Below are 24711 nucleotides of genomic sequence, written 5' to 3'. Positions count from 1 at the left end.
TGGCGATGTTCGGCGCAGCTTGCCGCGTGGGCACGGAGTGCCCACCCTACGGTCGACCGGCCGGCTTCGACAACGCCGTCGCAGCGCCTGCAATCGTAGGGTGGGCATCCTGTGCCCACGCGGTACGCACGCGGCACCCGGCTACGCACGTCAGCACACCGCCCGCACGATCAAGCGTTCAACAGGTCCTTGCAGCCCAGCGATGCGACCGACCAACGTGCGTTGAACGCGTGGGCGGCGAGGCCGCGCACCCTGCGCCCGATGGCCTCAGGCCATCGGGCTGCACTGCTCCGTGCCCGCGGCAATGGCGCGCAGCCTGGCCGGCTCGAGCAGGATGACTTCGCGCTTGTCGACGGCGATCCAGCCCTGCTTCCTGAAGCGCGACAGCAGCCGGCTGACGCTTTCGATGGTGAGCCCAAGGTAGTTGCCGATGTCCTCGCGCGACATGCGCAATGCAAAGCTGGTGGGCGAATAGCCGCGCGCGGCGTAGCGTGCCGACAGATTCACCAGGAACACGGCGAAGCGCTGTTCGGCCCGCATGTTTCCGAGCAGCAGCATGACGTTCTGTTCGCGTGTGATTTCCTGGCTCATGATGCGGTGGAAGTGACGCAGCAGCGCTGGCACCTGGCCGAACAGTTCCTCCAGCCGCGAGAACGGAATCTCGCACACTTCGCTGTCCTCGAGCGCGACCGCGTCGCAGTGGTGGCGCTCGCCGCTGATGGCATCCATGCCGAGCAGCTCGCCCGCCATCTGGAAGCCCGTGATCTGCTGCTCGCCGGCCGCGTTGATCTGGTAGGTCTTGAAGTGGCCGAAGCGCACCGCGTACAGGTTACGGAACGGGTCGCCCATCGCGTACAGGCGCTCGTCGCGCGACAGACGCCGGCGCGCGCCGATGATCTTGTCGAGGCGGTCGATGTCCATGTTGTCCAGGCCCATGGGCAGGCACAACTGGTGCATGCTGCAGGCGCTGCAGCTCGCCTTCAGCGCGCCTAGGCTGATGGGCAACAGTGGAGCGGAAGAAGGTTCCTGGGTCATCGGTCAACGGGGTCGCGGTCAATACGGGAATTATAGTCCCGTCCGTCGTCCGTGCACTCATGCGTGTGCGCCGCCCCGGCGGAGGGCGGGGCGCTCAATCGTGCGCAACGCTGCCCATGCTAGATTCTGGACACCGCAGACAACAGGAGCGCCCATGTTCGGCCTATCGGCGTTGGTGCTGGCACGCATCCAGTTCGCCTTCACGATGTCCTTCCACATTCTGTTCCCGGCAGTCACCATCGGCCTGGCAAGCTACCTGGCCGTGCTGGAACTGTCCTGGCTGCGCACCAAGCGCCAGGTCTTCGTCGACCTGTACCACTTCTGGCTGAAGATCTTCGCCGTCATGTTCGGCATGGGCGTGGTCTCGGGCATCGTGATGGCCTACCAGATCGGCACCAACTGGAGTTACATGTCCGAGTTCGCCGGTTCCATCATGGGGCCGGTGCTGGCCTACGAAGTGCTGACCGCCTTCTTCCTGGAGGCCGGATTCCTGGGCGTGATGCTGTTCGGCTGGAACCGGGTCGGTCCGGCCCTGCACCTGGTGGCCACCTGCATGGTGGCGGCCGGCACGCTGATCTCGGCCACCTGGATCCTGGCCGCCAACAGCTGGATGCAGACTCCCCGTGGCTATGCCATCGAAGGCGGGCGGATGGTCCCGACCGACTGGCTGGCGATCGTCTTCAATCCCTCTTTCCCCTACCGGCTGCTGCACATGGTGGTGGCAGCCTACCTCACCACCGCGCTGATCGTCGGCGCCGTCGGCGCCTGGCAACTGCTGCACAAAAGGGACAACCCGGCGGTGCGCAAGATGCTGTCGATGGCGATGTGGATGGTGTTGATTGTCGCGCCCATCCAGGCCGTCATCGGCGATTTCCACGGACTGAACACGGCAAAGCACCAGCCGGCCAAGCTGGCGGCGATGGAAGGACATTGGGAAAACACCCCGGGCGAGGCCGTGCCGCTCAAACTCTTCGGCATTCCCGACATGGAAGAGGAAAAGACCCATTTCTCGGTCGAAGTGCCGCACCTGGGCAGCGTCATCCTCACCCACAGCTGGGCGGGCCAGTTTCCAGGCCTGAAGGAATTTCGCAAGGAAGACCGGCCGAATTCCCTGATCGTGTTCTGGAGCTTCCGCACGATGGTGGGCCTGGGCCTGCTGATGATCGGGCTCGGGTTGTGGAGCCTCTTCATGCGCCGCGGCGGGCGCCTTTTCACCTCGCGCGTTTTTCTCCGCGCCGCGCTGATCATGGGGCCGGCCGGCCTGGTCGCCATCCTGGCCGGCTGGATCACCACCGAGGTGGGGCGCCAGCCCTGGGTCGTCTACGGCGTGCTGAGGACGAGCGACGCCGTATCGAAGCACGGGGCGCCGGCGCTGGCGCTCACGCTCGGCCTGTTCGTGGCGGCCTACCTCGTCGTCTTCGGGGCCGGCACCGCCTACGTGCTGCGCATGATGCGCAAGGGGCCGCAGAAATTCGAGCTGCACCGCGCGCTTGATGGTGGTCCGGGGGAGGTACGCACGCCGATGCGTCCGCTCTCGGCGGCGGACGTCGCCAACCACGACGACGCCGGCGACGACGCGAAAGGAGGATGACATGGGCATCGACACCTCGGTCATCTGGGCCATCATCATCTATTTCGCCGTCTTCATGTACGTGCTGCTCGACGGCTTCGACCTCGGCATCGGCATGCTGTTTCCGTTTGCCAAGGACAAGCGCGACCGCGACACCATGATGAACACGGTCGCGCCGGTCTGGGACGGCAACGAGACCTGGCTGGTGCTGGGCGGGGAAGGGCTGCTGGCGGCCTTTCCGGTGGCGTATTCGATCATCCTGTCCGGGCTCTACCTGCCCCTGATCTTCATGCTGGTCGGCCTGGTGTTTCGCGGGGTGGCCTTCGAATTCCGCTTCAAGGCAAAGGAAGCCGGGCGCCACTTCTGGGACAAGGCCTTCATCGGCGGCTCGGTGACGGCCGCCTTTTTCCAGGGCGTGTCGCTCGGCGCTTTCCTCGACGGCGTCAAAGTGTCCGGACGCAGCTATGCCGGCGGCGTGCTCGACTGGATCGCGCCCTTCCCGCTGCTGGCCGGCTTTGGCGTGATGATCGCCTACACGCTGCTGGGCAGCACCTGGCTGATCATGAAGACCGAGGGCGCGCTGCACAAACGTATGGTGAAGGTGGCGCGCCCCTTCGCCCTGATGCTGCTGGGCGCCATCGTGGTGGTCAGCATCTGGACCCCGCTGCGCGACCCGGCGGTGGCCGACCGCTGGTTCACCTTCCCCAACATCCTGTTCCTGGCACCGGTGCCGGTGCTGGTGCTGCTCTTCATCGCCATCCTGCTGCGCTCGCTGGGGCGCGACCCGCACCGCTGGCCTTTCGTGGCGGCGCTGGCGCTGGTCTTCCTCGGCTATACCGGCATGGCGATCAGCATCTGGCCGCACATCGTGCCGCCCGCCATCACCATCTGGGAAGCGGCCTCGCCACCGGCCAGCCAGGGGTTCGCCCTGGTCGGCACGCTCTTCATCCTGCCCGTCATCCTGATGTACACGGTCTGGTCGTACTGGGTATTTCGCGGCAAGGTGAAGGCCGACGCGGGCTACCACTGATGACAGCGCGCGGTGGCAATCGAACGCCGCTGTGGCTGCGGCGCCTGGGCTGGATGGTGCTGCTCTGGGCCGGCGGGGTGGCGGCGCTCTTCCTCGCGGCCAGCCTGATCCGGGCGATCATGCATGCAGCCGGCATGCGCTGAAAAGTTCAAGCGTGCGCGCCTCGGCTGGGTGAGGGAATACACTTTCGATACAGATTTAATAACGGAGCGCACCAGTGTCCATGCAGGTTGCATCACCTCTTTCCTCATCCTCTGCGATACCGGAGGCCGCCGCTACCGCTGCCACTGCTGCTACCGCCGTCAACGTCGCCGCTGCCCTTACTGTCTCCTTGCCGCTGGCGGCCGAAGACCAGGCGCGCTCCGACCTGTACGCGCTGGCCGCGCCTGCTGCTCGCGCCTCCCGGCGCCGAATTGCTGGCCCAGCTGGGCAGCGCCGACCCGATCCTCGCCAGCGGCGGCGACCACCGGCTCGAGGATGCCCGGGAAAAGCTGGTGCTGGCCTCGAGCGTGATGGACGCCGGTGCCGTGGCCGCCGAGTTCGACCTGCTCTTCATCAGCAATGGCACGCCCGCGCTCAACCCCTACGGTTCGCTCTACCTGTCCGGCTTCATGAACGACACGCCGCTGGCCGAGCTGCGCGGCGACCTGGCGCGCTTCGGCGTCAGCGCATGCGCGGCGTGGGCGAGTTCGAGGATCACCTGGGCGCACTGTGCGAAACCATGCGCGTGCTGATCGCGGGCGGGGCCGGCATCCGGCGCCAGCCGCTCGCCCAGCAGAAAGCCTTTTTCGAAGCCCGCATCGCGCGCTGGTACGGGCGCTGCCTGAACGATATCCAGAATGCCGAAGGCGCGAATTTCTACCGGCTGGTGGCGCGCTTCGTCGACGCATTGCTGACGATCGAAAGGGAAGCCTTCGCGGTCGACGACGGCTTCGATGACTGATTCCAAGGAGGAGGACGCGATGCAACCCAAGCACCATCCGGCCGAGGCCGGGAACGCCCCGGCCGGTGCACCCGATCCGGCCCGCCGCAGCTTCCTGAAGGCCGCCCCGCTCGGCGCCCCGGCAGTGGTGGCCGGCGGGGCAGAAGCCGCGCCCGAACTTCCGTTGCGGAGGCCGCCAAACCGGCGGTGAAACGCGGCTACCACGAAACCGAACACATCCGCCGTTACTACCAAACCGCCGCCTACTGGTGAGCGTACCCGGAGACCAGCCATGTCCTTAGTCAAGAGTGCGAGCCAGAATGGCGACATGCGGGAGCGAAGCGGCGCAAGTTCTGGTCGGCGCGGGCGTTGCCGCCGGCGCCGGCGCGCTGGCACGTTCGCTGCCGCTGAACGTCATCGAACCGGCCACGGCCTCCACGCCGGTCGCCGACGCGCCCGTCAAGACCGAAATCAAGCGTACCGTCTGCAGCCACTGCTCGGTCGGCTGCTCGGTCGATGCGGTGGTCGCCAACGGCGTCTGGGTGCGCCAGGAAGCGGCCTTCGATTCGCCCATCAACATGGGTGCGCACTGCGCGAAAGGCGCCTCGGTGCGCGAGCATGGCTTCGGCGAGCACCGCCTGCGCTATCCGATGAAGCTGGTGAACGGCAAGTACGAGCGCATTTCCTGGGACCAGGCCATCAACGAGATCGGCGACAAGCTGCTGCAACTGCGCCAGCAGGCCGGGCCCGACGCGCTGATGGTGATCGGCTCTTCCAAGCACAACAACGAGCAAGCCTACCTGCTGCGCAAATTCGTCTCCTTCTGGGGCTCGAACAACTGCGATCACCAGGCACGCATCTGCCACTCGACGACGGTCGCGGGCGTGGCCCAGACCTTCGGCTATGGCGCGATGACGAACTCCTTCAACGACCTGCACTACAGCAAGGCCGTGATGTTCATCGGCTCCAACCCGGCCGAGGCGCACCCGATCTCGATGCTGCACTTCCTGCACGCCAAGGAACTGGGCGCGAAGATGATCGTGGTCGACCCGCGCTTCACCCGCACCGCGCGCTTTGCCCACCATTATGTGCGCGTGCGTCCGGGTACCGACATCCCGCTGGTCTGGGGCATCCTCTGGCACATCTTCAACAACGGCTGGGAAGACAAGGCCTTCATCGCCGCGCGCACCTATGGCATGGAAGATGTGCGCAAGGAAGTGGCGAAGTGGACGCCGGACAAGGTATCGGACGTCACCGGGGTGCCGGAGGCCTCGGTGCGCACGATTGCCGAAACGCTGGCGAAGAACCGTCCCTCATCCGTGGTCTGGTGCATGGGCATCACCCAGCACCACGTCGGTACCGCCAACGTCCGCGCGCTGTCCATCCTGCAGCTGGCGCTGGGCAATATCGGCGTACCCGGCGGCGGCGCCAACATCTACCGCGGCCACGACAACGTGCAGGGCGCCACCGACGTCGGTCCGAACGGCGACTCGCTGCCCGGCTACTACGGCCTGGCCGAAGGGGCCTGGAAGCATTTCGCCAACGCCTGGGGCGTGGACTACAACTGGATCCTGTCGCGCTTCGGTTCCAAGGAACTGATGGAAAAGCCCGGCATCACGGTGTCGCGCTGGTTCGACGCGGTGAACGAGCAGAACCAGTACATCGACCAGCCCAGCAATCTGCGCGCCGTGTTCTACTGGGGCCACGCGCCGAACAGCCAGACCCGCCTGCCCGACATGAAGGCGGCCATGCAGAAGCTCGACATGCTGGTCGTGATCGACCCGTACCCGAGCATGACGGCCTCGATGCACGGCCGCACCGACGGCGTCTACCTGCTGCCGGCCGCCTCGCAGTTCGAAACGCAAGGGTCGTGCACGTCGTCGAACCGCTCCATCCAGTGGCGCGAGCGGGTCATTGCACCGCTGTTCGAATGCAAGACCGACCACGAGATCATGTACCTGTTCGCGAAGAAGCTCGGCTTCCATAACGAACTGTGCAGGAACATCAAGGTGGTGCACAACGAGCCAGTGGTCGAAGACATCCTGCGCGAGATCAACCGCTCGTGCTGGACCATCGGCTACACGGGTTGCTCTCCCGAGCGCCTCAAGCTCCACATGGAGAACAAGCACACCTTCAACCCGACCACGCTGCGCGCCGACCACGGTCCCTGCAAGGGCGACTACTACGGCTTGCCGTGGCCGTGCTGGGGCACGCCGGAAATGAAGCATCCGGGTACGCCCATCCTCTACGACACCAGCAAGAGCGTGGCCGAGGGCGGCCTGCCGTTCCGCGCCAACTGGGGCGTCGAGCACAATGGCGAGAGCCTGCTCGCGGCCGACGGCTCGACCAACAAGGACAGCCAGCTCGACACCGGCTACCCCGAGTTCGACCATGTCTTCCTGAAAAAGCTGGGCTGGTGGGCCGAACTCACGCCGGCCGAGCAGGCGATGGCCGAAGGCAAGAACTGGAAGACCGACCCGTCGGGCGGCATCATTCGTGTGGTCATTTCCCACGGCTGTGCGCCTTATGGCAACGCGCGTGCCCGCGCCAACGTGTGGAACTTCCCCGACCCGGTGCCGACCCACCGTGAACCCTTGCTCTCGCCAAGGCGCGACCTGGTCGCCAGGTACCCGACCTACGACGACAAGGCCAATTTCCTGCGTCTGCCAACGCTCTATAAATCGGTGCAGGCAATCGACTTCTCCAAGGACTTCCCGCTGATCATGACGTCCGGTCGCCTGGTCGAATACGAAGGCGGCGGCGAGGAAACGCGCTCGAATCCGTGGCTGGCCGAGCTGCAACAGAACATGTTTATCGAGATCAACCCGAAGGACGCCGTGCAGATCGGCGCCCGGATCGGCGAATACGTCTGGGTCGAGACGCCGACCGGTGCGCGCCTGAAGATGATGGCGATGGTGACCGAACGGGTACCGATCGGCCTCGTCTGGGCGCCGTTCCACTTCGGCGGCTGGTGGATGGGCGAAGACCTGGAAAAGCATTACCCCGAGGATGGCGCGCCGACCGTACGAGGCGAAGCCATCAACACGGGCTGGACCTACGGCTACGATGCCGTGACGATGATGCAGGAAACCAAGGTATCGATGTGCCGGGTGGTACGCGCATGAGGACGCGCGTAACAAGGCAGGCAAACAGCAAACGGTATCGGGCAATCGGTATCGCGCGATAGAAACGCAGCAGAGCAGAGGAGGCGGGACATGGCCGCGAGGATGAAATTCATTTGCGATACCGAGCGTTGCATCGACTGCAACGGCTGCGTTACCGCCTGCAAGAACGAACACGAAACGCCCTGGGGCGTGAACCGTCGCCGCGTGGTGACGATCAACGACGGCGTGCCGGGCGAACGCTCGGTGTCGGTGGCCTGCATGCATTGCACCGACGCACCCTGCCTGGCAGTGTGCCCGACCAACTGCATTTACCACACCGAGGACGGCATCGTCCTGCACAGCAAGGACCAGTGCATCGGCTGCGGCTACTGCTATTACGCCTGTCCTTTCGGCGCCCCCCAGTTTGCCGGCAGCGGCCTGTTCAACCACCGCGGCAAGATGGACAAGTGCACCTTCTGCGCCGGCGGTCCCGAGCCGGATACCTCGGAAGCCGAATTCGAGAAGTACGGCCGCAACCGCATCGCCGAGGGCAAGCTGCCGGCCTGCGCCGAAATGTGCGGCACCAAGGCGCTGCTCGGCGGCGAGGCCGACCTGATCGCCGACATCTACCGCCAGCGCGTGGAAACGCGCGGCTACGGCCCGGAACTGTGGGGCTGGAAGATCGCCTATGGACGCCCGAAACGCGGCGGCGAGATCAAGGCCAAGGGCGACCTGCCGCGCGAGAATCAGGATTCCGGCGACTTCCAGAACGGCGGCGGGAGGTTCCCGCAATGAAGAAACTCATGGTCGCCATCGCCCTCGGGCTGCTGCTCGCCGGCTGCCTGGAAGTGGACCAGCATCCGGAATGGATCCGCGGCGAGTACGCCGGCAAGGAAGACAACCGCCATTACCAGGCGCGCTTCCATAACGACCGCCTGTCCTGGTCGGCAACGATCCAGAACCGCAACCAGAAGCAGAACGAATACAACCGCGCCAACCCCTGAGGAGTCGCCCATGCCATCCCCTATGCGAGCGAACCTGTTTGCCCTGCGCGCCATGCTGGCGTTGCTGATGGCCTTGCTGCTGCCGGCGGCTTTCGGCGCGGTGCCCAATCAACGCGCCGAGCCGGCCTATGCGGAAGAGCAGACGATGCTGCAGGTCGAGGGCGACGCGCGCGCACGCGAGCCTGGCCTGGCCTCGTCGCAGTCCGGGCGCGTCCACATCGATCGCCATTTCCTCGGCCAGTACGGCGCAAGCGAGGGCAACGTCATCGTCCAGCGTGGCGGCAATACCTGGCGCACGCTGCGCAACGGCCCGATTGCCTCGATTGCCGGCACCCTGCTGATCGTCGTGCCGCTGTTGATCGTCCTGTTCTACAACACGATCGGGCCGGCGCGAGAAGTGCCGGCCTCGGGCCGCAAGCTACAGCGCTTCAGCAAATGGGACCGCCAGATACACTGGGCAACCGCCATCAGCTTCATCCTGCTGGCCGTTTCCGGGCTGATCATTACCTTCGGCAAGAAGGTGCTGCTGCCCTGGATGGGGCATGGCTTTTTCTCGGGTGTCGCCTATATCTCGAAATACGTGCACAACTTCATCGGGCCTTTGTTCGTCCTGTGCTCCATCCTGATGTTCATCACCTTCCTGCGCCGTAATTTCTTCAATCGAAACGACTGGCAATGGGTCAAGCAGGGCGGGGGACTGGTATCGCACAAGCACGTGCCGGCCGGGTACTTCAACGCGGGCGAAAAGACCTGGTTCTGGCTGGGCGTGACCCTGCTCGGCCTGGTGATGTCGATCACCGGCCTGGTGCTGAACTTCGTCAACTTCGGCCAGACCCGCTACATCCTGCAGATGGCGAACTACTTCCACCTTGCCGGCGCCGCCTTCTACATCGTGGCGGCCATGGGCCACAGCTATATCGGCACCTGGGGCACGCCGGGCGCCTACGAGGCGATGCGGCACGGCACTGTCGACGAAAACTGGGCCAAGGCGCACCATTCGCTCTGGTACGACGAGGTGAAGTCGGGTGCTGCACCGCGGCGGCGGCGCCGGCGGACGCACCCCGCACGCCCCCACCTGCGCCCCGGCCAGGGCCCGCACACTGACGCTGTTTTCGAGGATGCGATGAAACGAATACCTTTCCTGATCGCCGGCGCGCTGGCCTCGCTCCTGCTGGGGGCAGGTTGCAACCGCAACACGGCGCCGGCCAGCGATGGCGTCATCCAGACCAGGTTTCCCGGCCAGGTGACGGCCGGTGGCGGCACCAGCGGCGAGATCATCGCCCGCAGCGCCAAGCCCGTCACCGACGCGACCTATGCCGGCGGCACGCCCGGTATCGCCGGAGGCTCGGGCGGCACGACTTCAGGCGCTGAACTCGGTGGCACCACCCGCGAGACCGGCCAGGGTCCGAACTCTGGCGTAACGCCGCCGTCCGGCGCCATGCCCGGTACCCAGACCCAGCCGGGCGACATGGGCAAACCCGCCGGACCGTCGGTCCAGGACCAGAACGCCGGATCGGCCAGCAACGCGGCGCCGCAGGGACCGGCGGCCTCCGACAAGATGGGGAACAAATGATGAAACGCACGCACCTGGCGCTGAGTGCGCTGGCGGCCTGCCTGGCCCGGGGCCGGGCGCCACGCTGCCGGCGTCGGCGGCGCTGCCCAAGCCGCCCCTGACGCCGGCCCAGCAGCAGGCCGCGGCCGCCAAGAAAGCCGAGGCCGATGCCAGGCCGCCAAGGAAAAGGAAGCGCTGGCTGCATCGATGGATGCGGTCAGTGCGCGCTGGCGCAGCCGCGCAGCTGGCCAGGGCTGGAAGGTGAACGCGCCGGTGGCCATCGTGGCCCCGGCGGTGGCAACGCCCGGCGTTCCGGGCGCGCTGTCCGGCGCGCCGGGACAAGCCGTCCCAGCCAACGCCGTGACGCAACCCGGCAGCGCGGCGCCGGTCGTGGCGACACCCGGCACGCCGGCCGGCGTTGCGGCGGCGAGCGGCCTGCTGCCCCCTGGCGTAACGCCGCCTTCGGCCGGCGTGCGCGCGGCGGCTCCGGCCGGTGCCGCGCCTGGAACCTCGGCAGCGGCGCCCGGCCGTGGCGCCGCGCCGCGCAGCCCCGAGGCGCTGAACGCGGCCAACGTGCCGATCAAGAGCGAAAAGATGGGCACGGCGGCGCCGAGCGACGACGTCAAGAAGGGCCCGACGAAGGCGGTGCCGAAGGGCGCCTCGCCGGCGGTCGACAAAGGGAACGCGGACAACGCGAAAAGCCGATGAAGATGGCCAGCATGCCGATCGCGGTGATCATGCAGCGCCGCGCCGTCGCCCACCGCTGGGCCGACGAAGCCTGGGCTGCGGTCGGCGTCGTGCCCGACCGCGGCAACCTGGCGCCGCTGCAGGTGCTCGGCGAAAGTTCGGAGCGCGACTATTACCTCGTCTCCGGGCTCGAACTCGAGCTCTACACGGACGAACACGAGGGCTATTACGAGAACTGCATGGCGCCCGAATCGAAAGTGTTCGTCCTGTGGCGGATGGAGGAGGGGCGAGCCATGCCGGTGCGCGCGTCCGTCAGCTATGTCGAGGGCACGCGCATGTTCGATTCCGGCGAATCGGCCGACGGCGTCACCATGCCGGCCGAAATCTATGCCTGGCTGGCCGGCTACCTGCGCGAGCACTACCAGCCCAAGCCGCGCCGCGGCCGCCAGCACGGATAGGAGCGCCCATGCCCGCGGAAGGATTTTTCAAGCGCTGGTCGCGGCTGAAAGCGACCGGCGGCGATGATGGCGAGCCGGGACGGACGCTCGATACGGCAGGGACGGCTGCGTCCCTGCCGGCGTCGGCTCGCGCTCCCGCCGCAACGCGGCCACCGATCCCGCACGCCGCGTCGCCAGCTGTTGCCGTTGCTGGCGCCCCGGTGCCCGACGCTCCCGCCCCCACGCTGGAAGATGCGGCGCGTCTCACGCCCGAATCCGATTTCTCGGCGTTCGTCAGCCAGGGCGTCGACAAGTCGGTGCAGCGCCTGGCGCTCAAAAAGCTGTTTGCCGACCCGCACTTCAAGGTGATGGACGGGCTCGACATGTACATGGACGACTACAACATCCCGTCTCCCGTCTCGGCAGCCATGCTCGCGTCGCTCGACCATGCGCGCAGTGCCCTGCGCATGCCGGATCCGCGCGAACCGGAGGAGGGCATCGGGGCGCCGATGGCAATGCCTCCTGGCCCGGCGGATACGCCGGCCGTATCCGCCGCTGACGCGCCACCCGCCGGCGCTCCCGATGCGCTATCGGACAGCGACGCCGCCTCCACGCCGGGCGCCACGATTCCCATACCGGTTGCCGCATCCGACGCCGACCGGAGCGCCCTGACGGATGCCCACACCCACGTGGAATATGTTTCTGCGTTGCAGCTCAACCCGGCGACGGAAATTGCCGTGGACGCGTACACTCCGGTGGAGCACAGCACCGGTACGCCGGCCGTGCCCGGTGCCGCCGCCATTCCGGCCGGGCCGCACCCGCAACATCTCCAAGGTCAAGCATGAACATTCGATTCACGGATGGGCAGGCCGGCGATCCGCTGCAGGAGCGCCGCAATGCCCTCGCCAAGACGGCCGCCATCCTCGCCGCCGACGCCATCGCTCCGGCCGAAGCGTCCGCCTCCGTCACTTACCGGTCGAGCGGGCGCCTGCTTGTCGTCGGTACTGCCGTTCAAGCCTTGCCCGGGCCGACCTGCTGGCGGCCAGCCTGCCGGTGACAGCCGTGCTGCTCGATGGCGAGGGTGAACTCGCGGCGCGGGCCTATCCGGTGCTGCATGCCCGTGCGATTGCCGTAGCCGGTTGGCTCGGCGCCTTCGAGGCACGCTGGCAGGCCCCGGCCAGGCGGCCCAGCAGGCCAGCTTCGACCTCGTGCTCGACCTCTGTCCGAGCCCGCTCATTTCGTCGCACCAGCATCCGCACGGCTATTACGCCCCGGGTCCGGATGAAGCGGCGCGGCGCGCGGCGGCGAGCGAACTGCTGGACATGATCGGCGACTTCGAAAAGCCGAAGTATTTCAGCTACAAGGAGCGGCTGTGCGCCCACAGCCGCAACGAGCGCGTCGGCTGCAACGCCTGCGTCGAGATCTGCTCGGCCAAGGCGATATCCGGCAACGGCGACCGCATCAAGGTCAACCCCTATCTGTGCGCCGGCTGCGGCGCCTGCACCACGGTCTGCCCGACCGGCGCCCTCGGCTACAACTTCCCCTCGGCCGCGCACACTGGCAGCCGCATCAAGGCGGCGCTGCGCGCCTATGTCGATGCGGGCGGCCAGGATCCGGTATTGCTGCTGCACAGCGAAGGCGGCGCGCCGCTGATCGAGGCGGTCCAAAGCGACCCGGCCCATGGCGTGCCGGGCCGCGTGATTCCGATGGCGCTGCACCACACGGCCTCGACCGGCATCGACGTCTGGCTGGCGGCACTCAGCTATGGCGCGGCCGGCGTCACGGTCCTGATGACGGGCGCCGAGGCGCCGCAATACGCAGGCGCGATTGCGCGCCAGATGGAAGTCGCCCAGACAGTGCTGGAAGGCCTTGGCTATGCCGGCCCGCATTTCCAGTTCCTGCAAGTGGCCACGCCGGAGGAACTGGGCCTGGCCTTGCAGCACGCGCCACGCGGGCAGGCCCCGGCCGAGATGGCCACCTTCAACCTGGCCCGGGACAAGCGCAACACGCTCGACTACGCGCTCGACCATTTGTACCGCCACGCGCCGCAGGCGGTCGAGGCGGTGGCGCTGCCCGCCGGCGCGCCTTTCGGTGCGATCGCCGTGAATACCCAGTCGTGCAGCCTGTGCATGGCCTGCGTCGGCGTCTGCCCGTCCTCGGCCGTGATGGATACGCCTGACCTGCCGCGCCTGCGCTTCGTCGAGCAGAACTGCGTGCAATGCGGCCTGTGCGCGAATACCTGCCCGGAAAACGCCATCACCCTGGTGCCGCGCATGGTGTTTGGTGCGGCGCGCAAGGAAACCCGCACCCTGAACGAATCCCAGCCCTTCCACTGCATCCGCTGCAGCAAACCCTTCGGTACACTGCACATGGTCGAGAACATGCTCTCGCGCCTGTCCAGCCATAGCGCCTTTGCCGGCAACCTCGACCGCCTGCGCATGTGCGGCGACTGCCGCGTGATCGACATGATGCAGCCCGAGGGAGAGTTCGCGGTGCCGCTGCGGCGGCCAACCTGACGCGCTTGCGGACCGCCCCGCGTCCGGTGCGGGATCGGGTCATCACATCGTTTTACAGGACACCATGAAGCACTTTTTGCTCCACTTCTCTTGTGCGGCCTGTCGTTTGCAAGCGCGGCCCACGCCTCGCTCGACGAGGAAAAGCTGCGCCTCCTCTCCTGCGACACGGCTGCCGCCGGCGCCGGCGCGGCGCGGCAACCGACTGGCTGAACGGGGCCGCCCGGAAGCTGCCGCGCGACGAAGGCCTGCGGTTGTCCGGACCGGTCACCCTGGGCAAGGCATGCTTGAAGAACGTCAGCATGATGGGCGGCTTCGGCGCGATGGTGATCCAGGGCGAAATCTGCAACGCCCGCCTGGAGGAATTCACCGACGCGCTCGCCGCTGCCGGCATCCGCTTGGGCAAGGATGTGAAAACGAGGATGCCTGGCGTCGTGCTGGGCAGGGCGGGGGCGGACGGGCAATACCTGATCACGAAGGGCCTGATCGATGTGCGCAACGGCAAGGCGATCCCGACGACGACACCGTATGCCTTTACCTGCAGCCTCGCCAGCGGCGGACCGCAATAGACGCCACGCGAATCGCCCGTCGCCACGGCCAAGCCGTGGCACAATGTGCGCAAACAGACAACACACAGGGATCGGGCTGCGGTCACGCCATCGGCGCGCCGCGCCTGGCCACCGTCATCAGCGCACAGGAGACACCATGACCCCGTATCAGCGTTTCGCGCAGGCGCGCGACTTCCTGCAGCAGCACCGTCTTGATTACGACATCGCCTACCGCGACTACCAGGCACCGAAGCTCGATGCCTTCAACTGGGGACTCGACTTCTTCGACGTCGAAGCGAAGGACAACCACGCGCCCGCGCTGTGGGTGGTCGAGGAAGACGGGCGCGAGCAGAAGATCTCGTTCGCCGACATGGCGGCGCGCTCGAACCAGGTAGCCCAGTACCTGCAGCAGTGCGGGGTCGAGCGCGGCGACCGCGTGCTCCTGATGCTGCCGAACCGGGTCGAGCTGTGGGAAATCATGCTGGCCGGGATCAAGCTCGGCGCCGTGCTGGTGCCCACCACCATGCTGGTCTCGACCGCCGACCTGCAGGACCGCATGGACCGCGGACGTGTGCGCCACGTGATCGCGCAGGTGTCGGAGGCGCACAAGTTCGAAGGTGTGACGGGCAATTTCACGCGCATCGCCGTCGGCGGCGCGCTCGAGGGCTGGCACGATTTCGAGAAAGCACGCAGCGTGCTGAGCGTTTTCACCCCGAAAGGCGAGTCGCGCGCCACCGACCCGCTGCTGCTGTACTTCACCTCCGGCACCACGGCCAAGCCGAAGCTGGTGCTGCACAGCCAGCAGAGCTATCCGGTCGGCCACCTGTCGACCATGTACTGGATCGGCCTGCAAAAGGGCGATGTCCACTGGAACATCAGCTCGCCCGGCTGGGCCAAGCATGCCTGGAGCTGCTTCTTCGCGCCCTGGAACGCGGGCGCCACCATTTTCGTCTACAACTACGAGCGCTTTTCCGCCAAGGCGGCGCTGGAAACCGTGCAGCGCTGCGGCGTGACCTCGCTGTGCGCGCCGCCGACGGTCTGGCGCATGCTGATCAAGGAAGACCTGTCGCAATGGAAGCCGCCGCTGCGCGAACTGGTGGGCGCTGGCGAGCCGCTCAACCCCGAAGTGATCGAACAGGTCGAACGCGCCTGGGGCATCCGCATCCGCGACGGTTTCGGCCAGTCCGAAACCACGGCCCAGATCGGCAATCCGCCGGGCCAGCTCCTGAAACCCGGCTCGATGGGCCGTCCGCTGCCGGGCTATACGGTCACGCTGCTCGATGGCGACGACCAGCCGGCCAGCGAAGGCGAGATCTCGGTGAAGCTCGAACCCCGTCCGCTCGGCCTGATGCTGGCCTACGAGGGCGACGAGGAAAAAACGGCGGACGTGATGCGCGCCGGCTTCTACCACACCGGCGACACCGCCACCGTCGACGAGGACGGCTATTACTTCTACGTCGGCCGCAACGACGATGTTTTCAAGTCGTCCGACTACCGCATCAGTCCGTTCGAGCTCGAGAGCGTGCTGGTCGAGCACGAGATGGTAATGGAAGCGGCGATCGTACCCAGCCCGGACCCGCTGCGCCTGTCGGTCCCGAAGGCTTTCATCACGCTGCGCCCGGGTGTCGAACCGAGCCGCGAACTGGCGCGCGAAATCTTCGCCTTTGCCCGCGAGCGCCTCGCGCCCTACAAGCGCATCCGCCGCATCGAGTTCCGCGAACTGCCGAAGACCATTTCGGGCAAGATCCGCCGCGTCGAGCTGCGCAAGGAGGAATCCACGCGCGACACGGCCCCGGGCACGGGTCTCGAGTTCCGCGAAGAGGACGTCGGCAACTGAAGGCTAACAAAGATGAAACTCAGAGCGAAGTTGAGGACTTCCATTCCGATGTCAAAACGGGATTCGTCACGCCATCGCTCGTGCACGGTGGCGCGGTAGGCGGGCGAAAACAGATAACGCCATACGGTCATTCCTTCGATAGCATGACCAACAAAATCGATGACTTCGGAAATGATCACATTCTCCCTTGTGTCGGATTGCCATGCGTCGGCTACGTGGCCGGCCGGTCGCCAACCTGGAGGCTGGCCTGCGCTTTCATCTCGATGTACGCATCGATTCGCCAGTTCTCCTCCGGGGTCGAATACAGTACGCAGCGATATCCCTTGAGCTGGCGATAACTGGCCGGCGCCGGGCGATCGAGGAGTTCGACGAACTCGCGCTTGTCGAGCTTTCCTGTCGCCAGGTAAGGTGCGAATGCCTGCTCTGGAATGATCTCTTCACAAGCTTCTGCAGGATAAGCGTCGCAGAATACCACAAGCGGTTTGCGGCCCGCGACCATCAATTCGAGTTCACGTCCGGTGTGAACCAGGTAAGGTAAATCCGAGAATGGATCCATGATCATTATTCCTCGCCGACTGCGAATGACTGTGGAGACCGGTGACCGGATTCGCCAGATGGAGTTGCGCACGAATACATTCACTTGGCCAAAAGCCCCTGAAAAACATGCCGGTGTTGCACATCAAGCCGCGAACTCGGCACGCAGCAGCCCAAAGACATGCACGTCGACAAAGCCCCCGTCCAGCCACTCATCCTGGCGCAGCACGCCCTCCAGCGTGAAGCCCAAGCGCTCGGCCACGCGGATGCTGGGCGTGTTCGCCGCGGCACAACGCAATTCGAGGCGGTTGAGGTCCAGGGAGGCAAATGAATAGCCGAGTACTGCGCGCACGGCGAGGGTGGCGATACCCTGGCCGCCGAAGGCACTGCCCAGGAAATAGCCAATCTCCGCCTTGCGGTTGTCGCTGTCGATGTTCTTCAGGCGGATGGCGCCGCACAGCTGATCATTCAGGAACAGATGCCATTCGAAGCTGGCGCCTGCCGCCGCGCGTGCGATGGCAGCCTGGAGATGGCTGCGCGCGGCGTCAGGCGAGCCGAGCTCGGCCACCGCGGGCAAATATTCGCCCAGGTGCCCAGCGTTCTCGCACACCAGCGCCGCCAGTCCATCCGCATGCTCAATGGCGACGGGCAGGATGGCGAGGCTGGCGCCGGAGGTCAAAGCGATGGTGTCCATGTTCGTTCTCGCGTTGGCGGCGGGAAGGCATCGGGAGTGCCGCCAGGCCCGATGGATAAGGTATGCGGCGCCGTCCGGGCGTCGTACGCATGAGCATGCATCATATCAGTCCGACACCGCCGAATGGGCGCCAGCGGCCGCAGGCAGGCGTTCTGCACGCCCCGGACTGTGGCGGATGCGTCAGCGCCTTCGGATCAAGAGGATTGGAGTCCTGCATGGTCGTGTACGCGCCAAGTGGAAGGGGCTGCCACCGAAAGTGTGCTGTAGTGCGGCAGGCAACACAAAAACGTACCATAATAGTAACGATTTCAATTTCGCATCCTACCCTCGCCCTCCCAATCCCTACATGCCCACCACATCCGCAGCCAAGGCCGACCCGGCCTACGAAGTCAAGAAGTCCCCGATCCACGGCAACGGCGTCTTCGCCCGGCGCCACATCGAGCCAGGCGAGCGCATCATCGAATACCGGGGCGAACGCATCAGCTGGGACGAGGCGACCGAGCGCGCGGCCAGGGCCGGGGGGCCGATCAACCATACTTTCTACTTCAGCCTGCACGATGGCCGCGTCATCGATGGCGGCCGACGCGGCAACGAGGCGCGCTGGATCAACCATGCCTGTTCGCCCAACTGCGAGGCCTACGAGGAAGACGGCCGCGTCTACATCCATGCGCTGCATCCGATCGAGGCGGGCCAGGAGCTGAACTACAACTACGCGCTGATCTACGACGAACGCCATACGCCGGCGCTGAAAAAACTGTTCGCCTGCCGTTGCGGCACGCCGGGCTGCACCGGCACCATGCTGGCGCCAAAGAAGCGCAAAAAAGCGGCTTGAAGGAGGAACCCGCGCCATGAAACCGATCGTTCGCAGCCTGCTCGAGACCGACCTCTACAAGTTCACCATGTGGCAGGCCCTGCTGCACCGCCATCCGAACGCCCATGGCGAGTACGAGTTCAAGTGCCGCAACGAGCCCGCCTATCCGCTCGCCGAGCTGAAAGAGGAAGTCGAGCGCGAGCTCGACCACCTGTGCTCGATGATGTTCACCGAGGACGAAGTCGAGTACCTGCGCAAGCTGCGCTTCATCAAGAGCGACTTCGCGGACTTCCTCACGGTGTTTCGCTTCCAGCGCAAGTTCATCACGGTGGAAACCGACGGACCGCACCTGCGCATCCGCGCCTGTGGCCCGGTGGTGCACGTGATGGGCTTCGAGATCTACGTGCTCTACATCGTCAACGAGCTGTATTTCCGCCGCTTCGACCAGGCTGCGGCGATCGAAGAAGCGCGCAAACGGCTGGCGCTGAAGGTCGAGCAGCTGCGCGCATTCGAGCAGGAACCGCCGCGCGCCAATCCCTTCGAATTCTTCGATTTCGGCGTGCGCCGGCGCTTCTCGGGCGCGTGGCAGGACGAAGTCGTGTCGACGCTGGCGTGCGAGCTGCCGCAGTACTTCAAGGGCACCTCCAACGTCTACCTGGCGAAGAAGTACAACCTGGTACCGATCGGCACCATGGCGCACGAATACATGCAGGCCTTCCAGTCCTTCGGGGTGCGCCTGCGCGATTTTCAAAAGGCGGCGCTCGAGGATTGGGTGCAGGAGTACCGCGGCGACCTCGGCACCGCCTTGACCGACGTGGTCGGCATGGACGCCTTTCTGAACGATTTCGACCTGTATTTCGCCAAGCTCTTCGACGGCTTGCGCCACGATTCCGGCGACCCGACGGAATGGGGCGAGAAGGCGCTGGCGCATTACGCCAGGCTGCGCATCGATGCGCGCACCAAGCGCCTCGTGTTCTCCGACGCGCTGACGGTGCCCAAGGCGCTGGCCCTGTACCGCCATTTCGCCGACCGCGTGATGCTCGGTTTCGGCATCGGCACCCAGCTCACCAACGACACGCCCTACAAGGCGCTGAACATCGTCATGAAGCTGGTGCGCTGCAACGGCCAGCCGGTGGCCAAGCTGTCCGACACCGCCGGCAAGTCGATGAGCAACGACGAAACCTTCCTGGCCTATTTGCGCCAGGTATTCAACCACGCCGAACCCACCGGACCGGCCGACTGACCGGCCACCGCCCCCCACAGAAGAAGGAGTACCACCATGAAAACCCTACCAGCGATAGCCGCCGCCGGCGCCGCCGCGATCGCGCCGGCCCATGCGCAGCAGACCCCGCCAGCGGCACCAGCGGCACCAGCGGCACCAGCGGCCACCCCGGCCGGCACCGCCACCGCCTCCACCCAGGCCCCGCGGCCCAAGGCCGGCACCATCGCACCCAAGGCGGCCGCTGTCGATCCTGCACAGAAGGCGGCGATCGAGGCCGCGGTCGAGGCCAGCGGACGCTGGCTGGCGCTGATGGATGCCGGCCAGGCCGGCGCCGCCTGGGAGCAGGGCGCACCGCTGCTGCAAAGGCAGTCGGACGCAGCGGCTGGCTCGACGTCGGCAGGACCGTGCGTGCGCCGCTGGGCGCAGTCAAGTCGCGCAAGACCGTGGCGGCAGCCTACACGCGCGATGCGCCCGGCTCGCCGCCGGGCGAATTCGTCATCATCCGCTACACGACCGATTTCGCCACCCGCGCCGGGGTCGTCGAGACGGTGGTGCCGATGCGCCAGCCGGACGGCAGCTGGAAAGTCGCGACCTACCGCGTGCAGTAAGGGCTGGGGCGCCCGGTCAGGGCGTCATGCCGGTCATTCAAGCCATGCTGTGGAGCGCCCGACAACACCTCCAGTCCAGGGTTGCATCGTCTCGCCGTACGCTCGTACTGTCTTCGACGACGCGCCTTGTTCTGAAGCTGTTGTCAGGCGCTCCTGTTCGTCCCGACGCACATGTGACATCGCATTTTCTTCCCGAACCATGCACAGGCCCGTAGGGTGGGCGGCTCCACCCTGTCAGCCAGCGAACCGGCAAGGTCTGCGCCGCCCACGCGTTCAACCAGCAGGCGATTCCTCGCGAGGTTTCAGGGCGTGGTTGAACGCGTGGGCGGCATTCAAGCAGCGGGTGGACACTCTGCCGGGGTAGAGCCGCCCACCCTACAAGGTCTTTGCGGTTCAACCTGGAAGACGTCAGCTTAACTGCCACGATCACGCCGGCTGGCGCCGGCGTCCGGCCCACCAGCAGCCCAGCGCCAGCAACCCGGCGCCGACCGCCAGCCCGAGCAGCAGGGCGGCATCGCGCATGGCCGGGTCGCTGCCGTTGGCTGCCATCAGGGGTAGGTCCGGGAAACAGGCGCCAGTGCTCGGAGCTGCCGAGCTGGATCACGCCCATTGTCGCGCACACGCCCAGCGCGAGCGGCGTGACGATGTTCTGGCTGGTCCAGCTGAGCGTATGCTGCAGCACCAGGACGGGCAGGCTGGCCGCCAGCGCCCCCAGCATCGCAATCGTCATCGCCCCGAACGCGCCGTGCGGTGCGGGTGCGCCCAGCGGCAGCATCGTCACCGCCCAGGTGAAGAGCAGCAGGCAGAGGTGGGCGATGGCGGCCATGACCAGGGCCAGCAAGAGCTTGGCCAGGTAGAGCTGGCGCGCGCCCACGGGCAGGGTCAGCATCAGGCGCCAGCCGTGCTGGCGGTGCTCGACACCGTTGACGAGCGCCGTGCACAGCGCCAGGTAGAGCGGCAGCATGAAGTAGCACCACAGGGCCTGGTTGCCCAGCCAGAAGCCTTCCCAGGCGCGCGGCGGCACACCATCGGCACCCACCTGGCGCAGCAGCATGCCCGTGTTGAGCAGCACCACCATCAGCGGACAGGCCAGCATCATCAAGAGCGCCAGCGAACGGCGCGCCTTCATCGCCTCAAGCCGGAACAGTGTCGCGAGCAGCATGGCGCTCCTTGTTCGCATCCGTCGTGGTGAGTTCGAGGAACCATTGTTCCAGCGTGGGCCGCCGGTGAACCGACTGGTAGAGCGCCACGCCGGCACCCACCAGGGCCGCATGCAGCGGCGCGCCCCCTTGTGCATCGATGGCCGCCACCTCCAGCCGGCGGCCATCGAGCATGCGAGCCGGCCGGCCCAGGCCTGCCAGCACGGCCTGGGCACGCCTGGCGTCGTCCACCTCCAGCGCCAGGCTGCCCGGCTGGCTGGCCAGCAGGCGCGGCACCGCTTCCCCGGCACAGGACCCGGCCCCCATGCAGCACCGCGACGTGGGTGGCGATCTTTTCCACTTCGTCGAGCTGGTGGCTGGACAGGAACACGGTGCAGCCGGTACGCGCCGGCAGGGCGGCCAGCAGGGCACGGATGTCGCGCATGCCTTGCGGGTCGAGCCCGTTGCCCGGCTCGTCCAGGATCAGGAGGCGGGGCCCGCCCAGCATCGCATGCGCCAGGGCGAGGCGCTGGCGCATGCCCAGCGAGAAACCGGCGATGCGCTCGCGGGCATGCGGCGTCAGTTCCACCAGCTCGAGCACGCGTGCGCTTTCCGAGCGCGGCAAACCCTTGATGCGACGGCCGATCTCGAGCAGCTCCGTGGCGCTCAGGTTGGGGTAGAGCGCGGGGGGAATCGACCAGGCAGCCGACCTCGCGCAGCACCTCCATGCGCGCGTCCGGGAGTGCGCGGCCGAGGACACGCACCTCGCCGCGGTCGGCATCGAGCAGGCCGGTGAGGATGCGGATCGTCGTCGATTTGCCGGCGCCGTTATTGCCGAGGAAGGCGAAGACGCTGCCGCCCGGTACCTGCAGCGAGACCCCACCCAGCACATCGCGCGCGCCCAGCCGCTTGTCGACGCCGGACAGTTCGATGGCGGGGCTCATGGCGCCCCCAGCGCGCAAGCTGAAGAGGACAGCGGGAAAGGTCGACGCATGGGCGGCTCCAGCAGGGAGGAAGCTGCACGATAACGAGACCTTGACGGAAAGGCAAGCATCATTGGATATGCATGCCTGCCCGGCAAAAAGGCGCCGGCTCCCCGGGTTTACTCCGCCGGACGCAGCTTCCACAGTTCGGTCGGCAGGGCGCCCGGCGCGTCCGGCTTGAAGAAGGCCGAATCCTGGATATGCGAGGTGGTCACATACACGCTGCCGTCCGGTCCCTGGCTGAAGGTGTCGGGCCAGCGCAGGCGCGCGTCCTGCACCAGCGTGACCAGGGGGGCCTGCGGACCCCGGGCCAGGTCGCGCATCCGGATGGCGTCGTGTTCGACCGCCGTCAGCAGCATGCGCTCGGTTCCGCGCGCGATCAACAGGCCGTCGTTGACGCCGTTGTGGCCATAGTCCTCGACGCTGGCGCCGACATCCTCGCCGCGCATCCCGGCGCCCTGCAGCACGCTTGTCGCGATGCGGTACAGGATGTCGCCCTTGATCGCCTGCCAGTACAGCCAGGCGCCGTCGCCGGACAGTTCGATGCCATCGGCGGAAAACTCCACGCCGCGCCCGTCCGGCCGGCGCAGCACGGCGCCGTCGGCCTTGACGTCCAGTCCCTTCTTCATCTGCGTCGACGGGTCGCCGTCGAGGACCCGCACGGCGCGCCCGCTTGCCAGTTCCACGACGACGAGCGCGCCTTTCACGCCAGAATCGGTGATGTAGGCCCAGGCCCCATCCGGGGAAAAGCGCACGTCGTTCAGGTAGGAGCCTTGCGGCGCCGTGTCTTCGTCGAACGCGATCGTGCGCACCGGCTTGTCGCTGGTCAGGTCGACCTGCACCAGCTTCGGGCCGCCGGATACCACGTGGCTCTGCGCCGGCGCCGCCGGGTCGAGCACCCACAGGCTGCCGCGGCCGTCGGCGACCACGCTCTGCACGCATACCCAATGCTCTCCGGGCGAGAGTTCGTCCTTGCGCGCATTGCGCCAGGCGTTCCATTCCTCGTCAGGATAGGGTTTGACTTCGCCGCCGGCCAGCAGCTCGGCCACCGACACCGGCGCGTCCTCGGTCCAGCGCGGGAAGTTGACGAAGATGCGGCCGTCTTCGCTGACGGTAACGCCGGTCACTTGGTGCTCAAATCGGGCCACGCGCTCGATCGTGCAGGCGTTTTCGCGCAAGGGAAGGGAAGCTGCGGCGGTGTCGTTCATGTGTTCTCCTGTTGCAGGGGTGGCTCAAGCGGCCTTGCGCTGGCCCTTGCCCTTGCTGGCCGCGGCGCGCTCGGCATCGTGGGCCAGGCGCTGCTGCAGCATGGCCAGCACGGCCGCTTCTTCCGGCTGCAGCGCGTGCAGGTCTTCGCTCAGCTCTTCCTCGGTGCGTTCGCGCAGGGCCTCGAGCACGGCGCCGTCGAGGTAAGCATCGAGCACGCCCGGGTGCACATAGCACTTGCGGCAGACCGAAGGCGTGTTGCCGAGTTTTTCGGCCACCGATTCGATGGCGCGCACGATGTTCTTCCTGGCCTGGGTCTCGGAATCGAACTTCTCGAATTCCTGCAGGGCCAGTGCCGCCAGCACCGTGCCGGACCAGGTGCGGAAGTCCTTGGCCGTGTAGTCTTCGCCGGTGATCGAACGCAGGTAGTCGTTGACGTCGCTGGAATCGATGCTGTGGGTCTCGCCGTCTTCGCCCACGTACTGGAACAGTTCCTGGCCAGGCAGGTCGCGCGTGCTGCGGATGATGCGGGCCACGCGGCGGTCGTGCACCTGGATCTTGTGGTACACCCCGCTTTTTCCCCGGAACCGGAACTCGACATCGCTGCCGTCGACCTTCACGTGGCGGTTGCGCAGCGTGGTGAGGCCAAAGGACTTGTTGGTGCGGGCATATTCCTCGTTCCCGACGCGCATCATCGTCGCCTCGAGCAGGTAGACGATGGTGGCCAGCATCTTCTCGCGCGGCAGGCCGGGGAGTTTCAGGGCGCGGTCGACCTCGGAGCGAATCGCCGGCAGCGCCTTGCCGAAGTTGATCATGCGTTCGTATTTCGCTTCGTCGCGCACGCTGCGCCATTTCGGATGGTAGCGGTACTGCTTGCGCCCGCGCGCGTCGCGCCCCGTAGCCTGGAGGTGGCCATTGGCCTGGGGGCAGATCCACACTTCCGTCCAGGCGGGGGGAATCGCCAGCGACTTGATGCGCGCCAGCGTGGCCTCGTCTTCGATGGGCTCGTCCTTGGGCGAAACGTAGCGGAAGCCCTCGCCATTGCGCTCGCGGCGGATGCCCGGCTTGTCGTCGTGGACGTAGCGCAGGCCGGCCGCCCTGGCGGCAACGGGCGGATCGCTGAGCGGCGCCGCATCGCTTGATGGCTGGGTATCGAGAGTCATGGGTGCCGATCGGAAGTGGAACATGCCGCGCCGATGTTACGCCTTCTGCATGCGCACACCGTTCGCGAGCTAACGCTCGAGAGCGCCCGGGCGACCGGCGTCACAGGGCCGA

At 66.5% G+C, this 24711-nt stretch carries 27 protein-coding genes and 2 pseudogenes; 20 read left to right on the top strand and 9 right to left on the bottom strand.

Annotation, left to right across the window (positions count from 1 at the left end; all coding sequences use genetic code 11):
• Positions 1–267: 267 nt before the first annotated feature.
• A complete protein-coding gene (gene fnr / locus G4G28_RS15300) occupies positions 268–1035 on the bottom strand; it encodes a fumarate/nitrate reduction transcriptional regulator Fnr (protein ID WP_182988924.1) in 768 nt (255 codons plus the stop codon).
• A 154-nt stretch (positions 1036–1189) separates the two neighbouring features.
• On the opposite strand from fnr, the gene G4G28_RS15295 reads away from it, so the two are divergent.
• From G4G28_RS15295 to G4G28_RS15225, 17 genes are all read left to right on the top strand, one after another.
• The gene (locus G4G28_RS15295; protein WP_182988923.1) at positions 1190–2626 is read left to right on the top strand and encodes a cytochrome ubiquinol oxidase subunit I; all 1437 of its coding nucleotides are present in this window, start codon (positions 1190–1192) and stop codon (positions 2624–2626) included.
• A gap of 1 nt (position 2627) precedes the next feature.
• On the top strand, positions 2628–3635 hold the full coding sequence (cydB, locus tag G4G28_RS15290) for a cytochrome d ubiquinol oxidase subunit II (protein WP_182988922.1): 1008 nt from the start codon (positions 2628–2630) through the stop codon (positions 3633–3635).
• Complete coding sequence (locus G4G28_RS15285; protein ID WP_182988921.1) at positions 3635–3778, top strand: DUF2474 domain-containing protein; 144 nt, start codon at positions 3635–3637, stop codon at positions 3776–3778. The genes cydB and G4G28_RS15285 overlap by 1 nt, the downstream gene beginning before the upstream one ends.
• Before the next feature lie 270 nt (positions 3779–4048).
• Complete coding sequence (locus tag G4G28_RS27605; RefSeq protein WP_267875247.1) at positions 4049–4369, top strand: molecular chaperone TorD family protein; 321 nt, start codon at positions 4049–4051, stop codon at positions 4367–4369.
• Positions 4357–4578 (top strand): hypothetical protein, encoded by a 222-nt coding sequence (locus G4G28_RS27600; protein ID WP_267875246.1) that lies wholly within the window; start codon positions 4357–4359, stop codon positions 4576–4578. The genes G4G28_RS27605 and G4G28_RS27600 overlap by 13 nt, the downstream gene beginning before the upstream one ends.
• Positions 4579–4597: 19 nt before the next feature.
• Positions 4598–4768: a hypothetical protein gene (locus tag G4G28_RS15275; RefSeq protein ID WP_183107550.1), complete on the top strand. Its 171-nt coding sequence runs from the start codon at positions 4598–4600 to the stop codon at positions 4766–4768.
• Between the two features lie 109 nt (positions 4769–4877).
• Positions 4878–7682 carry a molybdopterin-dependent oxidoreductase gene (locus tag G4G28_RS15270; RefSeq protein WP_183107549.1) on the top strand — a complete coding sequence of 935 codons (2805 nt, stop codon included), beginning with the start codon at positions 4878–4880 and terminating at the stop codon, positions 7680–7682.
• 102 nt (positions 7683–7784) lie between these two features.
• Positions 7785–8456 carry a formate dehydrogenase FDH3 subunit beta gene (gene fdh3B / locus G4G28_RS15265; RefSeq protein ID WP_182991839.1) on the top strand — a complete coding sequence of 224 codons (672 nt, stop codon included), beginning with the start codon at positions 7785–7787 and terminating at the stop codon, positions 8454–8456.
• Positions 8453–8665 carry a hypothetical protein gene (locus G4G28_RS15260; protein ID WP_182988918.1) on the top strand — a complete coding sequence of 71 codons (213 nt, stop codon included), beginning with the start codon at positions 8453–8455 and terminating at the stop codon, positions 8663–8665. The genes fdh3B and G4G28_RS15260 overlap by 4 nt, the downstream gene beginning before the upstream one ends.
• Before the next feature lie 10 nt (positions 8666–8675).
• Positions 8676–10238 carry a formate dehydrogenase subunit gamma gene (locus tag G4G28_RS26505; protein ID WP_229507668.1) on the top strand — a complete coding sequence of 521 codons (1563 nt, stop codon included), beginning with the start codon at positions 8676–8678 and terminating at the stop codon, positions 10236–10238.
• A gap of 186 nt (positions 10239–10424) precedes the next feature.
• Positions 10425–10925, top strand: a complete 501-nt coding sequence (locus G4G28_RS15250; protein WP_183107548.1) for a hypothetical protein — start codon at positions 10425–10427, stop codon at positions 10923–10925.
• Entirely contained in the window at positions 10922–11362 is a 441-nt protein-coding gene (locus G4G28_RS15245; RefSeq protein ID WP_182988915.1) for a DUF3305 domain-containing protein, read from the top strand. Before G4G28_RS15250 ends, G4G28_RS15245 begins: the two co-directional genes overlap by 4 nt.
• An 8-nt stretch (positions 11363–11370) precedes the next feature.
• Positions 11371–12186, top strand: a complete 816-nt coding sequence (locus G4G28_RS15240) for a DUF3306 domain-containing protein (RefSeq protein WP_183107547.1) — start codon at positions 11371–11373, stop codon at positions 12184–12186.
• Complete coding sequence (locus G4G28_RS26500; protein ID WP_229507667.1) at positions 12183–12398, top strand: hypothetical protein; 216 nt, start codon at positions 12183–12185, stop codon at positions 12396–12398. Before G4G28_RS15240 ends, G4G28_RS26500 begins: the two co-directional genes overlap by 4 nt.
• Before the next feature lie 82 nt (positions 12399–12480).
• Entirely contained in the window at positions 12481–13857 is a 1377-nt protein-coding gene (locus G4G28_RS15235) for a 4Fe-4S dicluster domain-containing protein (RefSeq protein WP_229507666.1), read from the top strand.
• A 251-nt stretch (positions 13858–14108) separates the two neighbouring features.
• Positions 14109–14423, top strand: a complete 315-nt coding sequence (locus tag G4G28_RS15230) for a hypothetical protein (protein ID WP_183107546.1) — start codon at positions 14109–14111, stop codon at positions 14421–14423.
• A 136-nt stretch (positions 14424–14559) separates the two neighbouring features.
• Positions 14560–16239 carry an AMP-binding protein gene (locus G4G28_RS15225; protein WP_182988913.1) on the top strand — a complete coding sequence of 560 codons (1680 nt, stop codon included), beginning with the start codon at positions 14560–14562 and terminating at the stop codon, positions 16237–16239.
• A 211-nt stretch (positions 16240–16450) separates the two neighbouring features.
• Here the strand turns inward: G4G28_RS15225 and G4G28_RS15220 are convergent, their stop codons facing one another.
• Both G4G28_RS15220 and G4G28_RS15215 read right to left on the bottom strand, forming a co-directional pair.
• Positions 16451–16795, bottom strand: a complete 345-nt coding sequence (locus tag G4G28_RS15220) for a hypothetical protein (protein ID WP_182988912.1) — start codon at positions 16793–16795, stop codon at positions 16451–16453.
• Positions 16796–16918: 123 nt separating this feature from the next.
• Positions 16919–17467 (bottom strand): GNAT family N-acetyltransferase, encoded by a 549-nt coding sequence (locus G4G28_RS15215; protein ID WP_182988911.1) that lies wholly within the window; start codon positions 17465–17467, stop codon positions 16919–16921.
• Between the two features lie 346 nt (positions 17468–17813).
• Here G4G28_RS15215 and G4G28_RS15210 point away from each other — a divergent pair, with 346 nt between their 5' ends.
• The 3 genes from G4G28_RS15210 (at position 17814) to G4G28_RS15200 (ending at position 20108) form a co-directional block, all read left to right on the top strand.
• Positions 17814–18299 (top strand): SET domain-containing protein, encoded by a 486-nt coding sequence (locus tag G4G28_RS15210; protein ID WP_182988910.1) that lies wholly within the window; start codon positions 17814–17816, stop codon positions 18297–18299.
• Positions 18300–18315: 16 nt separating this feature from the next.
• Positions 18316–19521: a nicotinate phosphoribosyltransferase gene (pncB, locus tag G4G28_RS15205; protein WP_182988909.1), complete on the top strand. Its 1206-nt coding sequence runs from the start codon at positions 18316–18318 to the stop codon at positions 19519–19521.
• 383 nt (positions 19522–19904) lie between these two features.
• Complete coding sequence (locus G4G28_RS15200; RefSeq protein WP_183108515.1) at positions 19905–20108, top strand: DUF4019 domain-containing protein; 204 nt, start codon at positions 19905–19907, stop codon at positions 20106–20108.
• Between the two features lie 37 nt (positions 20109–20145).
• Here G4G28_RS15200 and G4G28_RS15195 read toward each other — a convergent pair whose 3' ends face one another.
• The 6 genes and pseudogenes from G4G28_RS15195 to G4G28_RS15180 all read right to left on the bottom strand — a co-directional run bounded on the left by G4G28_RS15195 (position 20146) and on the right by G4G28_RS15180 (position 24599).
• Positions 20146–21270 (bottom strand): ABC transporter permease, encoded by a 1125-nt coding sequence (locus G4G28_RS15195; protein ID WP_183107545.1) that lies wholly within the window; start codon positions 21268–21270, stop codon positions 20146–20148.
• A complete protein-coding gene (locus G4G28_RS26495) occupies positions 21242–21574 on the bottom strand; it encodes a hypothetical protein (RefSeq protein ID WP_229507665.1) in 333 nt (110 codons plus the stop codon). Before G4G28_RS26495 ends, G4G28_RS15195 begins: the two co-directional genes overlap by 29 nt.
• 100 nt (positions 21575–21674) lie before the next feature.
• Positions 21675–22028, bottom strand: a pseudogene (locus tag G4G28_RS29355) (ATP-binding cassette domain-containing protein); the annotation flags it as partial.
• Positions 21982–22191 (bottom strand): annotated as a pseudogene (locus tag G4G28_RS29350) (ATP-binding cassette domain-containing protein); the annotation flags it as partial. The pseudogenes G4G28_RS29350 and G4G28_RS29355, both read right to left, overlap by 47 nt.
• Positions 22192–22349: 158 nt before the next feature.
• Positions 22350–23438, bottom strand: a complete 1089-nt coding sequence (locus G4G28_RS15185) for an L-dopachrome tautomerase-related protein (RefSeq protein ID WP_183107543.1) — start codon at positions 23436–23438, stop codon at positions 22350–22352.
• A 24-nt stretch (positions 23439–23462) separates the two neighbouring features.
• On the bottom strand, positions 23463–24599 hold the full coding sequence (locus G4G28_RS15180) for a DNA topoisomerase IB (protein WP_182988905.1): 1137 nt from the start codon (positions 24597–24599) through the stop codon (positions 23463–23465).
• Between the last annotated feature and the right edge of the window lie 112 nt (positions 24600–24711).

Source organism: Massilia sp. Dwa41.01b (genome assembly GCF_014171775.1).
Lineage (GTDB): Bacteria > Pseudomonadota > Gammaproteobacteria > Burkholderiales > Burkholderiaceae_D > Telluria.
This window is presented reverse-complemented; position numbering and strand designations above follow the sequence as displayed.